The sequence below is a fragment of the Clostridium oryzae genome (assembly GCF_002029235.1).
GTDB classification, from domain to species: Bacteria; Bacillota; Clostridia; order Clostridiales; family Clostridiaceae; genus Clostridium_AE; species Clostridium_AE oryzae.
Map to the genome: position 1 here is coordinate 20,780 of NZ_MZGV01000030.1, position 14,720 is coordinate 35,499.

A 14,720-nucleotide genomic window follows, 5' to 3' on the forward strand; every position below is an offset into this window, starting at 1 on the left:
GTTAAATATAAGAATATTCTAAACCAGTCCAAAGATTTATTTTAAAAATTTTACCATCTCATAAGGTGCTGTCTCTACAAATCCAATTGATGGATAAAACTTGTGTGCTTCAACATAATCACGTGAGAATCTGACATATATCTTATCGATGCCTTTCTGTATAGCAAATTCTTCAGCCTTTTTATAAAGTTTAGTACCTATACCTTTCCTTTTCATTGTGGATTTAACATAAAGTCTTTTTAACCACATTTCATTTGAAGAAATAATTTTTGTTCCAATACTTCCTATAACCCTATCATTATCATCAATCACTACCCAAAACATATTTCCATTTAAAATGTAATTACCAAAAACGTCAAGTAAATCTTCATTTAATCGAGGTATTCTTCCCAAAGCGTCCTTTGCTTCTAAAATCATAAATATCATATCATCTCTATATCTTTCTTCAAATATCTTAATTTCCATATCACACCTCTTTAAATTAATTACTACATCACATATTTTACAATTATATTACACTTACTACCATGGCATTTCATCATCGCCATTTTTTATAAATTCGGATAATTCTTCTTGTTCACAGTAAAAAACAGCTTGATACCTTATATCACCTTTGGTATCACTTACCTTAGCCAATCTTTGGGCAGTAATGACTCTGATTAGTAACTACATTTACTAAAATCCCCTATTCATTTAACAACTTTACAGCATCAATGGAACAAGAAAAAAATTCCAAATCCATTACATCACCTAAACCTTCTCCACCTAATGTATTATATAAATCTAAAAAATACGGCTTTATTATTCATAAACATGAGCCAAACTAACTAACAAACTTTGTACAGTTTCAACATTCACCTTCAAAAGTTTTGAAGGTGAATGTTGAAAGATTTTTATTTCATATTGACACAAATAGAGTGCAGTTCCATGATCAGGGAATGCACTCTCTCCGTATTTTTCATATTGACTTATCCAACGATATATCGTAAATTCTTTTTAATAATGAGTTTATTAGATTTTTCCCTCAATAAACAGATTTTAATGTCCATAGTTCAATACTAATTAAAATATCATTTTCGTTACCAATTAGTTTTAACTTTCTGCTATTATCTTTTGTGTAATTTCTTAATGTAATTGACTTAAGGTTATTTAGATAGACTTCTATCATTGAATGGTCCAAAAAATATTCAATTTCTACAGTGTTATCTTTTATGTCTACTTTATCTATATCACCTCTCATTTTGCTTATTATAGAAGAATCACTGCCTCGCTTTGCTGCAAATATACTATTCCCCCTATCATAAAAAACTTCTAAACTATCATCGTCATACATGGTTGATAAACCTATATAATCTAAGTTAGCAGTTATTTTAACATAAAGCATATTGCTTGTAATATCTTTTAATAATTCATTAAGCTCTTTAATCGATATATTCTTTTTGTCAAGTATTCTGTTTTGTTTCAATGTATAAATTTCTTTGATTGGTTTAATACAAAGCTCACTATTCTTACTGAATAATTCAATAGGCAAACCACCATTGTGAGCCCAACCCGAATTAAATTCTTCCTCAAAGTTTCGCTTACCTTGAGCAATTGTAAAAACTACGCTTCTTCCATCTGGTGTTACAAACCCACTTGGTCCAGTAAAAGTTCCGTTGCCTAAATCAATCAGTTTGGCTTTTTCGTGATATTTTATAAATTTCTTATTAATACAGTCCCAATCACCCGTCCAATAATACGTCTCAACATTCGAATTTTCTACTTGACAAGCGCATATAAGCAAAATATGATGTATAGCCTTACCTTCTTCATTTTTTATAGGAAGTAACACGGGTAATTCCCATACATGACCGACCTCTTCATTCAACTTATAATCGTAGTCCATCAGAAAACCATGATTAACCCAATGAGTTAAATCTTGAGAACTATATACTAAAGCATTACCTCCTCCATTCTTATTATCACCTGTACCTACTAACATATAATAAACATTATCCTGTAACCATACAAAAGGATCTCTAAATTCGCCTATCCATCCATCATTTTCAGTTTGTTCTACAATAAGCTTTTCTTTCTTATTCCATTTCTCTAATTTAGCGCTTACTGAAATATCAGCACGAGCCATACCAATTCCCTGATTGGGAAATTTGTTGTTGTTACCTGCAGTATAGAAAATAGTTGGTAATCCAGATTTGTCAATACAGCTACTTCCTGACCAGCATCCATCTGGATCAAGATTATTATTTTCTGTTTCTAAAGCTAATTTCAAAGCTTCCCAATGAACCATATCTTTACTAATCATATGTCCCCATTGAATATTGTCCCATAAAGGTGCATGTGGATTAGCCTGGTAAAAAATATGATAATAACCAGCATAATATAAAGGTCCATGAGGCTCATTCATCCATTTTCCAGGAGCAATTAAATGATACTTTGGTCTTTGATTGTCGTTAACATAATTATTTCTATCTAAATAATCTCCTATAATCTCACCGTTTAGAAAATACCAATTATATTCTTTTAATACTTCATTACTATATAAAGCGGTGTCAATGATTTTTATACTTTCAATATATCCATTAAAAACTCCTGCTTTGTTATCTTCAAAGTTTTTATTATAATCTATATATTTTCCAACAAAACATTTATTTTCACCGTATTTAATGATTGTATGTCTTGGAAACTGCTTTCTATTAGACATTTTTCCGTTGACATATAGGTCGCACCATCCAGCAGAACTGTTAAAAACTACAGTTAGTAGATTCCATTTTCGATTAATAATTTGATAATTGATTGATTCACATTCATAAATTTCTTTTCCATCTCCAAAGCCAAAACTCACAAATCCAAGTTTTCTTATTGCTATATAAAATCCAAGTTTCTTTATATAATCAAATTTCGAAATTATCCCACTTTTTGCCGTTTCAAAGCTCATAGGAGCAAGCAAAATAGAAATTGTGAAATCTTTCAAACAATAAAGTGAATTAACATTTCCATTAAACCAAGTAGAATATCCATCAAACAAAAAAGCATTATTATCACTAAATTTTAGATACCTATTTGGAAACTTTTCACCGTTATTAATTGTAAATCTATCCTTCAAGTCTAAACCATCTAATGTCACCAAATTCTCATTTTCATACATTTCAAATTTCAAATCTATAACAGCCATATCTTTTTCCTTCCGAAACTTTATTTACTTTGATGATACAATATTTTTATTTGCTAGTATTTATACATTTGTGTAACTACTATTACCAAGGTGTTGGAAATAATAGTTTTAGTAGTCCTCTGTTAGAACTTTACTTCCTTTTAAAATAGCTGTAAGTGCTATTATTGAGCTTTTCTACACAATTATCGTATGATATAGAATTGTTCATAATTTAAGGTATATTTAGCATCCACACTCATATTTTATCTCCTTACACTACATATTCAACTAAATTACCGCTCTCATCAACATAATCTATAATAGAACTATTCCTGTTAAAATCTATGTATAATGTACATCTTTGGTCGTCTTTTTCCCATGAAAGATATATCTCATCTTCACAACAATCTAGTACTTTAAATTCTCCATTAAAAGCTGGATATTCATTTCTAAATCTTATGAGTTTTAGTAATCTTTTAACTACTTTCTTTTCAAGAGATTGTTCAATTTCCGCAATGCTAAAATTGTGACGATTAATTTCGCGACCTTCTCCAGTCTTATTTACATTTTCAACATCGTTTTCACCAGCTAAAAGTCCTACATAATAAACTTGAGGTATTCCAGGTGCAAAAAATTGAATAGCCCTAGCCGCCAGATACGCATCATCATCACAGTTGAGCACAGAATAATAGGAACATCTTATTTGGTGAACATCAAATCCATCCTCGCTCTTATACTTTTCTGATAATATCAAGCTCAAATTTGAACCTCTTTCTAAACAAACATTTACTAATTTTCTTGCTTCATCAGTATCTATAAGGCCATCCATATCAGGTTTAACCGGGATTCCATCATGACAATCTAGCATAGTAAACTGCTTTGAGGGACGTACTTTTAAATATTGGCAAAGTTTCTCGCTGGATTTAGTAATTATTGTTTCTAAAATTGTAAATGGCAAGATAAAATCATATATCCAAAAACCGTGTTGTGCCAACCTATTCTGAATTGAGTAATGTGCATGAACTTCTGGTAAAAGCTCAATACCCAATGAATTTGCTAACTTCATAATCCAATCAAGGAAATCATATATATCTGGTTCTACAAAGAAACAACTGGTACCAAGTTTTTTTATAACATATCCAACAGCATCAAGTCTTACAATTTTAACGTTATTCTTGCTGAAGTTTACAAAAAAATCTTTTATAAGCTGTCTTACTTTGTCTGACTTTATATCTAAATCAATCTGTTCTGATGGGTCTGTTTTTCCAAAGGTAGTCCACACCTTCTCTTTCTCACCAGTTTCTTCTATTGTGAAAACAGAATAGGGAAGCTGTCTACGAAGAAAAATCTTATCTATATCTTTTTTTACGGGTTCTCCATTCTTCCATATTTTATCTAAAGTTATAAAAAAATCAGCATATTTAGATTTTCTTCCACTTTTAAGAAAGTCCTGAAAGTATAATGACTTTTGCGAAATATGATTGACCATCAAATCAACCAACACATCAAAATTTTCTCCAATGCTTCTTATATCTTCCCAAGTACCTAACCTAGTGTCAATTTCCATATAAGTCAATGGAGCAAATCCTCTGTCTCCCGATGATGGAAAAGGAGGAAGTATATGTACTCCCCCTTTAAAAATATCACAAAAATATTTCAAAAGAATAGTATTAAGAGTTTTTAAATTACCACCTAAAGAATCCGGATAGGTGATAAGCTGTACTTGGTTTTTTAACACCATACTACAATCTCCCCCTTTTTATTTACAAATTATTCTGCAAGTCCATACATTTTCTCTATTTCATTAAACTTAGGCAAGTCAACAACAGCCCCAGTGTATTTCAATTTATACGCACTTACTACAAATCCCAGGTCTAAAGCCTTTCTAATAGTGTATCCTTTAATTATTCCAGTATAGAATCCTGACCAGAACGCATCTCCAGCTCCAGTTGTATCTACAACTTCTTTCGCCATAGTTTCAAATTTAATAGTTTCTTCACCGTTTGAAACTATAGCTCCATCTTTACCTAACGTCATTATAACAAGTTTAGCACCGAGTTTTAAAAATTTCTCTATTTGCCTTTCATGAGTATCTTTTCCAAAAATCCTTTCTGCATCATCCTCTGAAGGTTTTACCACATCAACCCTTCCTAATATGGATTTTATATATTCTATACCATCTTCTCCTTTTTCCCATATCATCGGATGATAATTCGGATCAAAACATACTAGTGTATTATTTTCTCTAGCCTTTTTTATAGCTGTTTCAATTGTATTACGAACTGGTTTCTTTGATATTGGCCAACATGAAAAATGGATTATCTTAGAGTTTTCTATAGCCCTTTCAAGTTCAGAAGTATACATCAATTGGTAGTCAGCGCCTCTATAAAATATCGGGACAGGACTCTCTTTACTCTTAGTAACCAACACCATGCTAGTAGAATAATCTACTTTCTGGATATATGAAGTATCTATACCCGCTTCTTCTAAATAGCTGATTAAAAACTTTCCTAATCCATCTTTTCCAACTGCTGATGCAATGAGAGAGTTAATTCCTAGTTTTTTTACATTCATCGCTATGTTAGCAGGTGATCCTCCAAAGAATTTATTATAACTGTTACACTCAAAATTTTCACTGTAATCTGATGATATCATATCAATCAGTATCTCTCCTAACGTTAGGAGATCATTTTTTTTATTTTTAAAGTCTATTTTATCACTAAGTTTTAGCATTTCATTCCTCCATATTCCATAATATTAATGAATAGAAAAACCTACAACTATTGCTAGGATTCCTTCATAAATTTTTCCACTGTTTCCAGTGAAGGAAGTGCACTTATTGCGCCTTTATTCATAGTTGTTAATGCTGCTACTGCATTTGAAAATTTGAGAATATCTTTAATTTCAGACTTTTCTATATTCATAATATCTAATTTATTATTGCATATCTGGTATAAGAAAGCTCCAATAAATGAATCTCCAGCTCCTGTTGTATCTACTGCCTTAACCTTATATCCATTAACTGTAACTTTGTAGCCTTTATAGAAAGCTGAAACACCATCTTTGCCTCTAGTTATAATTAAGATTTTCACATTAAAATTCAAGAACCATGCTATTGCTTTTTCTTCGTCACTAAAACCAGTAATAAATTCTAATTCATCTTCGCTTACTTTAATAATGTCCGCATATTCTACAAAACTGCGAATAACTCTTTTATACTCTTCATGATCTTGCCAAAGCGGAAGTCTTATATTAGGATCAAAAGATATAAACCCACCTTTTTCTTTCACTGCACTAATAGCTGCTATATGCGCCATTCTCACTGGGGCATCCACAAGGCTAACAGAACAAAAATGTAGAATATCTCCTGATTTAAACCATTGTGGACTAATTTCACACTGATCTAAGAACATGTCCGCACTTGGATTTCTATAAAATGAAAAGTCTCTCTCTCCGCTATCCATTAATGAAACAAATGCCAGTGCAGTATTAGCTTTGCTTGTCCTAAAAACATGATTTGTGTTTACCTCTACACTTTTTAGTGTTTCAATAAGGAAATCACCAAAAGCATCGTTTCCAAGTTTGCCAATAAAATAGCTTTGCAATCCAAGCTTAGCTGCTGCGGCTGCTACATTTGCAGGAGCTCCACCAGGTGCCTTTTCAAATGAGGATACATCCTTCAAGCCAACTCCTTTTTCCTTAGGAATAAAATCAATCAAAGCTTCACCAATTGTAAATAATTTTCCCATTACAAATACATCTCCTATTATTTTATTTCCCATTTGTTGAGTTCTTTAATTAGCACTTCTGCATCGCTATAAAATTCTATTCCTTTTGCTGATGAGTTAGGGTATACAGTCGATGTAAGTGTTTTTTCCCCATCCTGTATAAATACCTCTATTGAAATTGTGTCAATAAAAACTCTTAACTTTAATTTATTATCCTTAAGGTTTATACCAACTCTTCTTGCATATTTAATGTCATCCTCTACTCCACTAGCAAATATATCTTGTCCATTTTTAGAACGGTCAAATACAAATTTAGCTTCTTTTTTATCATAATACATGACTGTCTCATGCTCTTCGTCTTTAAATATTTTGAGCCCAAATACATTAGCGTCTAGAAAATCTATTTCCATTTCTAACTCGATATGTTTTCCTTCTACTCCTTCTAGGGCAAGTGAATTTGTGACAACAATATCTTTATATTCTATATTGTTACCCCTGTATCTTTTAATTTCCTCTATAGGTATTTGATATAATTTATTATCAATAACCTTCAATTCTCTAGGTAATGTCATAGCTCCAGCCCATCCATGTCCTTGTTCACTTGATGGAATAGTCATATCCCACATTTGCATCCAGGCAATCATAATACGTCTTCCTTTTGCATCTGCCATTGTTTGAGGAGCGTAGAAATCAAATCCACCATCAATTTCATCAATTACGAAAGGCTTAAAACTACAGCTTTCAATATCACATTCACCTAAAAAATAAACACTTGAGTGTACATTGCAATACTTATCTCCATCTCTTTCAAGAAACTGTGGAGACATTAGAACTACGTCTGTATCTCCAATACTAAATAAATCAGGACATTCCCACATCTTGCCTAGTTTATTGTTACTTTTCATAAGCACTCCTACATAAGTCCATTGGGATAAATCTTTTGATTTATAAACTAGCAATTGACCACTGCCATCTATATTTCTTGAACCGACTATAGAATAAAAATCTTCTCCATGCTTTAAAATCTTAGGATCCCTGAAATCCTGTGGTAGTGCACTGCCAGGTAAAGCTTTTGTATCTATAACTGGATTAGACGGCAACTTAGTAAATTCAATGCCATCTTCAGACACTGCAATATTTTGTATTTGCCTAATGTTTTCAGGTTTTTCAAGATCGGGGTTAGTGTTTCCGGTGTACATAAGGTATAGTTTTCCGTCGTCTTCAATAGCAGTTCCTGAAAAACAGCCACCAGCATCATAATACATGTCAGGAGCCAACGCTACAGGAAGATACTCCCACTTAACCAAATCATTACTTTTTACATGTCCCCAATGCATTGGACCCCATTGACTGTCGTAAGGGTAATATTGGTAGAAGAGATGATACTCTCCATTATAATAACAAAAACCATTAGGATCATTAATCCATCCTATTTCTGGCATAACGTGGTATTTTAATCTATATTCTGAATTTACCTTATCTTTATTTTTTAAAATATACTCTTGTGCTTTAGAAAGTTTGCTCATTACAATTCCCCTTTTAGTAATATATTTATAAATATACTGTGATTATTATCCCATTAATTACTGCGTCTAACTATGTATATCATAGTGTTGTCAGCTTCAACTCTTTAAATTCAGCCTCTCCTTCGCTTACAAAAACTCCCCAACTGCCATTTTTTATGTCATATACTCTAGTACTCAAAGCAACTTTATCATCGATGTAGAATTCACATATGCTATTATCTACTACTATCTTAATCTCATATTCTTTCTCTACCTCTGAATAAAATGGTCTTTCGATTTCCACTTCATAAGGAAGCGTTTTTCCCCCTTCTTCACTTTGCATAATATGTGAAGTAAAAACCACTCTGTTTCTGTGAGGCTCAATTTTATAATAATAAGCTTTATCAACATTTGAATCTGCCCTTAATACAAACCCCAATTCCTTTGTATCATTTTTATACGATAGTTTCCCCGATATTTTACATACGTCAGGCATATCTCCTGCAAGAGCACAGGCAAAGCTGTATTTTGAAGTTGTTTTAGCTTTATCTTGTCCTATGTTCCATTTACCTATGATTGGATTAAAATTCTGAGGCACAATTCTATTAAATTCATTAATGATTGTATCAGGCACCTTCACATATAATTCACCATCTGCTTCTTGAACTAATTGATGCACAATCAGGTTTCCACCCCAGTCCCACGTATTATAATCATTACCTTTATAGCCCTCAGGGTTCCAATGAAATATATTGTCTGTTTTTGTTGGATTCCATCCAAATATATAGGTATTTTTACCATCAGTTCCTGTTTTACCAGCATAAAAGGCCCTTCCATCAAAGGTGTCAACCTTAGGCGTAATCCATGGCCCTTCTAGCGATTTACTCATTCTATAATAAGTTCCAAACTTGTTTGTATAAGATGAATAAACCAAATACCACCAATCACCAATTTTGAATATATCCGGGCACTCATGAGCCCCTACATTAATATTGGGTGAATATAGTGGAGACTTTATGTTCCATTTTTTTAAATCTGTTGAAGTACATAGAGCAACGCAGCCTTTTCGATTTCCTTCACATCTCTCTCTTGCAGCTACAAGCATCCAATATTCCTGTTTTTCTTCATTCCAAAAAACGTGAGGATCTCTCCAATCTGTCATTTCATAAATATTCTCATCAGGACCAAATGTATCTTCCTCAACTTTTGTCCATTTTTTTAAGTCATAGCTTATTGCATGACATACAAGCTGCTTATTATCCGGAAACTGACAAAAGAACATATGATAAATACCATCTTTTTTTATAACGCTGCCAGTTCCGCCATTTATTTTACAAGCACCGTGTTCTTTAAATTTCATGAAGTCTTTTGTGCTAAGAAGAAACCAACCTGTATCTTTTGAAGAATCATAATTTTCTCTCCAGCCATGAAGATAAAAAAGTTTGAATTCACCATTCTCATAATAAGGAATAAAATCTCCTACATAGGCATTCTCTGGTCTAAAAAAAATTTGTTCCATTAATAATCTCTCCAATCTTATAATTTTAACGGTTAAATTATGATAATATATCGCTTACCACTTGATTCAATATTTTCATTTTTTCAGCCGATGGCGATTCTAATTCACTAGCTCCATATTCCATTCCAAGGCTTTCATATTTATTTTTAGCAAGCTTATGAAACGGTATCAATTCAACTTTTTCTACGTTTTTAAGCTGCTTCACAAACTCTGCAATTTCTTTTACTGATTTTAAGGTATCATTTATCTCTGGTATTATAGGGCAACGAATCCATATCTTCTTATTTAATTTATCTAGCTTTTCGATATTAGATAATATCAACGTATTATCTGAACCAGTAACATATTTATGCATTGCACTATCCATAGTTTTAATATCTATAATAAATAAATCAATAAGCTCATTTATTCTCTCGATAATACTCCAATTCACGTTAAAAGCACTCTCAATTGCTGTGTGATAAGCATTTTTTCTGCATTTCATTAATACTTCAATTAAAAACTCTTTTTGCAAAAGCGGTTCACCGCCACTAAATGTTATCCCGCCACCTGAAAATCTGTAAAAATCCTTATCTCTATCAATAATTTCTACTAGTTCATCAGATTGCATAAATTTCGCTGATATTAACAGCGAATTTGACGGACATACCTTTATACATTTGCCACAAGTGTCACATTTTTCTCTATCAATAGTTATTTGTGTTCCATCAAATTCAAGTGCTGCTTTATTGCATAAATTCAAACATTCCATACACTTAATACATCTATTTTGAAAAAACTGCAGTTCAAGCTTGCTATATAAACACTCCGGATTATGGCACCAAAAACACTTTAAATTGCATTTTTTCAAAAACACCGTCGTTCTTATACCTGGACCATCATGAGTCGAGAACCTCTGTATATTAGAAATAAGTCCATCCAAATCTTAGCAACTCCCTTTATTCCTCAATTATTCTAGCTATAATGTGATCCTGTAAATCCTCTGTCAAATCCACAAATCTAGCATTAAATCCCCATACTCTTACTATGATATCGCCATACTGCTCAGGATTAAGCTTTGCCCTCTTCAATATTTCCGCATCATATATAGCAGTGTTCAAAACTACTATTCCTAACTTTAACGCCGCTAAGAGTAAATTTTTTAATATCTCATTTCCAGATTTATCTGTAGGAATAATATTTCTTGATAGAGTAAGATGTAACGGTGAAGAAGCAAATCCCATATAAAGAGGAGCTTTTGCTGCAGAATTTATAACTGCAGTTGGACCATTCTTGGCTTTTCCAGGTGTAGGAGAATAATGTTCCGCAATCGGATCTCCTAACTTTCTTCCATCTGGTGTAGCACCAGTAATTTTTGCAAATGTATTAAAATCTATATTATACAATCCTGGCCAAATTACTTTTCCATTTGGTGTTTTATAATCAACCACGTATTCGCAAAATTTCTTTGCAATATCTGCTGCAATAAAATCTACAAAATCATCATCATTACCAAATTTAGGTGCATTAATAAGTCTTTGACGCAGAATCTCATTGTTTTCAAAGTTATTTTTTAGCGCTTTTACTAATTCATCCATAGTACAATAGTTATCTTCAAATACTACTTTCTTTATTGCAGCGAGTCCATCTGCAACCGTAGTTAATGAGCCAGAAAGGAGTTGAAAACACTCAATGTTAAATCCTCCTCTCAAGGGATCTACTGCCTTTTCTAAGCATAGCGGAAAGGCTCCACTGAGAAATGGTGAGCATACAATTTTTTCTTTAAATTTAACAATGTCATTACAAATGGTTTGAAGTTTTACATCTGTCTGGTATAAATACTGTTTCATGAATGCACTATACACTTCATCAAAAGAATTCATCATAGATACATCTCCAGATTTATATCCAAGCTTCAAGCCAGTCCGTACTTCATTTTCAGGCATCTCATTAGACCACTTTTTCATTGTAACTTTATTAGGAATACTGCTGTTTTCTTCCCCATTAAACATCGTTAATTCTAATGATTTTACAGCTTCCATCTGATAAAAAAATATTCCGCTCTCACCGTCTATAACTAATTCGGTACATCCATCATTAGAATAATTCCTAGCTGATTCTAGAGGTATGCCATGTTTCACTAATTCAGGAATTAAATTATCATCATTATATATCGTTGGCTGGCCTTGTCCTAGCTGTTGAAGCTCTATAACTTTATCAACAAAGCTATCTTTAGTGTTAGAATGGATTCGCACATTTAAATGGGGTTCAGCTTTTTTTACTATAATCGAAGTTTTAAGCATAAGATAGCTTAGCTCATTAGTCGCATCTTCACCCTTCTTATTTACTCCACCAAGCATTAAATTCTTCAGAGTATCTCCAGTTCCCGCATCATTAAACGCTTCCCAAAGCTGACATAGTATATCAACAACCTCTTTTTCCGTTAATACACCTGCATCTATATCTCTTCTATAAAATGGGTATAAATATTGATCTAATCTTCCAATTGAAGAAGTAAACGGACTTCGCAATCTCCATGTAAACCAAAAAAGCTGGACAGCTTGTAAAAAAGTCTTTGGAGCTCCTTCACATAATATTCTGCAATTATCGGCAATCTTCCTAAGCCTATCAACATTTTCCAGTTCAATACCCAGCTTACTTTCAGCTTCAATAGCATGTTTTTCTATAAATCTTATAGCGGCTTCATATACCTGTTTTATTGCCTTTAAAAATTCAATTTGTTCCTCAGTATATTTAATGTCCTGTCTACTTGCCTTATTTACTATTCCTCTGTATCCAATGTTCAAAAAACTAGTATTAATTGGGAAGTGATAGTTATCAAAGCCTAAAAATATTTTTCCTTCATCAAATTTCTTCCATATTGACATTTGATTATCTTTATAAAATCTTCTTGGGCCAGCAATAATACCATCATCAGGAATATATATTGGAAGTTCTTCTAAATATTCAGTATAATCTTTTGCTGTCCTTCTTATAGCTTCTATTCTCTTATGAATTAAGCTGATATCTTCCATAATTATTTACATTCCTTTCAATATCAATTATTAATCGAATAATAAATTTTAATGCTTTTATTTTAAAGGAATATGCTTTGCAAAGCATATTCCTTATCATACTATTTGTTTTGTTTTTGGTATCTGTCATATGCATCTTGTGTTATCTTGACAAATTGGTCAACACCAATCTTTTTAAGATTATTTAGATACGTATTCCATGCAGCATCAGTAAGGTTACCATTCATTAACCATTGGGATTTCATCTTATTAACGTAAGCTTTAAGATCAGTCTCTATCTGATTTCTCCTACTTGTTTCATCATCCGTAAAGAATAATGTTGGAATATTTTCATCTGCCATATTTGGTGCAAATACATTTTTAATTCTATTAATTCTTTCCTTAGCTCTTGCTTCCATATCAACTATAGTATTAAAATCATTAGCTGTTACAACACCAACACCACTTGGAGCAACCTTTTGTCTATATTCTCCCATAGTAACACCCTTTGGCAAAGGTTTGTTTACTAATTTTCCATTTTTTAAATTATATACTTCTCCGATTGGTCCCCAGTGAATTTGTGCAGCCTCTAATGGAGAATACAACTGATCTATCCATCTTGCAGTAACCTCAGGATGCTTATTATCTTTAGTTATAACAAAAGCTCCTCTTGACCACGCAGATCCGTTTGATCTGACTACATCAGATTTTCCAGTAGGTCCCGTTAATGGTCCTACCAATGCATATTCTTTTTCCCTATCGGTTCCTACAATTTCTGTCTCTTCCCACCAAACAAAGGAGCCTAAAGTTTCCGGCTTAGTTTTTCCTTTTGCAAATAATGAATCAGCAGTTGTATCTGTAAATGAACTCTTATCAATAAGACCTTCTTTTACCCACTTACTAAAGTACTGTACTGCCTGTTTGTATTCAGGCTGTTCAGGTGCAAATACTATTTTGCCGTTTCTAACTATCAGATGGTCATATGGCGCATTGGTATATGGGTCTGGTATACCAAAGGATCCAAAGAAGTTTCCGATATCAGCACACCAAAAATTAGATATAAATTTCATTGGAATTTCATCTTGCTTGCCATTTCCATTTAAATCCTTATTTTTAAATTCAAGCAAATCTTCATGTAATTCATCCAATGTAGTAGGAACTTTCTTTCCAATCTTCTTTAACCAAGTTTTATTTATGAAGTAGAAGTATGGATTTGAACCTATATTGTTTTTTCCGGTGCCCATTTCTTCTCCAACAGGCAATGAATATATCTTTCCGTCAGGTGATGTAATAAATGTTTTAAGATCAGGTTCCTTGTTAAGTAGCTTCTTAACATTAGGCATATATTTGTTAATTAAAGACCCGAGTGGAACTATTGTCCCGTCTTTACCATATTTATTCATATCAGCATCACTGAATCCTGCAGCATAAAATGCATCAGGTAAATCTCCACTAGCAAGTAGAAGATTTTTTTTGGTTTGATAATCAGTATCAGGTATGTTAGTCCAGTCAATATGAATATTAGTGGACTTTTCCAATCTCTTAAATATAGTCATTTTATCGTAGTTTGGTGCCAATGCAGACTTAGGTGAAACAATCTTAAGTGTAACTTTCTTTTTCACAATAGGTAAACCTGATGATTTAAAGTTTGAATCTTTGGCACTATTTGTAGTTGTCTTTTTTCCACATCCAGTAAAAACAATAGTTGATGTTACTAATACTGTTAACACTAGCGATAATGCTTTCTTTTTCATAAAATTTCCCCCTAATAATTTTTATTTATCCTTAATTAATAGTAAACTAGTGAATTATTACTCCATCACC

General features: G+C 32.5%; 10 protein-coding genes. All 10 read right to left on the reverse strand.

Annotation, left to right across the window (positions count from 1 at the left end; all coding sequences use genetic code 11):
• Positions 1–36: 36 nt before the first annotated feature.
• Positions 37–465, reverse strand: a complete 429-nt coding sequence (locus tag CLORY_RS13780) for a GNAT family N-acetyltransferase (RefSeq protein ID WP_079425425.1) — start codon at positions 463–465, stop codon at positions 37–39.
• Positions 466–1,024: 559 nt separating this feature from the next.
• Positions 1,025–3,172 carry a glycoside hydrolase family 32 protein gene (locus tag CLORY_RS13785; RefSeq protein ID WP_079425427.1) on the reverse strand — a complete coding sequence of 716 codons (2,148 nt, stop codon included), beginning with the start codon at positions 3,170–3,172 and terminating at the stop codon, positions 1,025–1,027.
• Positions 3,173–3,422: 250 nt separating this feature from the next.
• A complete protein-coding gene (gtfA, locus tag CLORY_RS13790) occupies positions 3,423–4,892 on the reverse strand; it encodes a sucrose phosphorylase (RefSeq protein WP_079425428.1) in 1,470 nt (489 codons plus the stop codon).
• Between the two features lie 29 nt (positions 4,893–4,921).
• Entirely contained in the window at positions 4,922–5,884 is a 963-nt protein-coding gene (locus CLORY_RS13795) for a carbohydrate kinase family protein (RefSeq protein WP_079425430.1), read from the reverse strand.
• A 53-nt stretch (positions 5,885–5,937) separates the two neighbouring features.
• The gene (locus CLORY_RS13800) at positions 5,938–6,900 is read right to left on the reverse strand and encodes a carbohydrate kinase family protein (RefSeq protein ID WP_079425464.1); all 963 of its coding nucleotides are present in this window, start codon (positions 6,898–6,900) and stop codon (positions 5,938–5,940) included.
• A 17-nt stretch (positions 6,901–6,917) separates the two neighbouring features.
• Positions 6,918–8,405: a glycoside hydrolase family 32 protein gene (locus CLORY_RS13805; RefSeq protein ID WP_079425432.1), complete on the reverse strand. Its 1,488-nt coding sequence runs from the start codon at positions 8,403–8,405 to the stop codon at positions 6,918–6,920.
• Between the two features lie 79 nt (positions 8,406–8,484).
• Positions 8,485–9,903: a glycoside hydrolase family 32 protein gene (locus CLORY_RS13810; RefSeq protein WP_079425434.1), complete on the reverse strand. Its 1,419-nt coding sequence runs from the start codon at positions 9,901–9,903 to the stop codon at positions 8,485–8,487.
• A 37-nt stretch (positions 9,904–9,940) separates the two neighbouring features.
• Positions 9,941–10,825 carry a glycyl-radical enzyme activating protein gene (locus CLORY_RS13815; protein ID WP_079425436.1) on the reverse strand — a complete coding sequence of 295 codons (885 nt, stop codon included), beginning with the start codon at positions 10,823–10,825 and terminating at the stop codon, positions 9,941–9,943.
• A gap of 16 nt (positions 10,826–10,841) precedes the next feature.
• Positions 10,842–12,917: a pyruvate formate lyase family protein gene (locus tag CLORY_RS13820; protein ID WP_079425438.1), complete on the reverse strand. Its 2,076-nt coding sequence runs from the start codon at positions 12,915–12,917 to the stop codon at positions 10,842–10,844.
• Positions 12,918–13,018: 101 nt separating this feature from the next.
• Positions 13,019–14,650 (reverse strand): extracellular solute-binding protein, encoded by a 1,632-nt coding sequence (locus CLORY_RS13825; RefSeq protein ID WP_079425440.1) that lies wholly within the window; start codon positions 14,648–14,650, stop codon positions 13,019–13,021.
• Positions 14,651–14,720 lie beyond the last annotated feature (70 nt).

Coding starts and splice junctions, on each gene's coding strand:
- CLORY_RS13780 (WP_079425425.1), bottom strand. CDS start 465: ATGGAAATTAAGATATTTGAAGAAAGATATAGAGATGATATGATATTT.
- CLORY_RS13785 (WP_079425427.1), bottom strand. CDS start 3,172: ATGGCTGTTATAGATTTGAAATTTGAAATGTATGAAAATGAGAATTTG.
- gtfA (WP_079425428.1), bottom strand. CDS start 4,892: ATGGTGTTAAAAAACCAAGTACAGCTTATCACCTATCCGGATTCTTTA.
- CLORY_RS13795 (WP_079425430.1), bottom strand. CDS start 5,884: ATGCTAAAACTTAGTGATAAAATAGACTTTAAAAATAAAAAAAATGAT.
- CLORY_RS13800 (WP_079425464.1), bottom strand. CDS start 6,900: ATGGGAAAATTATTTACAATTGGTGAAGCTTTGATTGATTTTATTCCT.
- CLORY_RS13805 (WP_079425432.1), bottom strand. CDS start 8,405: ATGAGCAAACTTTCTAAAGCACAAGAGTATATTTTAAAAAATAAAGAT.
- CLORY_RS13810 (WP_079425434.1), bottom strand. CDS start 9,903: ATGGAACAAATTTTTTTTAGACCAGAGAATGCCTATGTAGGAGATTTT.
- CLORY_RS13820 (WP_079425438.1), bottom strand. CDS start 12,917: ATGGAAGATATCAGCTTAATTCATAAGAGAATAGAAGCTATAAGAAGG.
- CLORY_RS13825 (WP_079425440.1), bottom strand. CDS start 14,650: ATGAAAAAGAAAGCATTATCGCTAGTGTTAACAGTATTAGTAACATCA.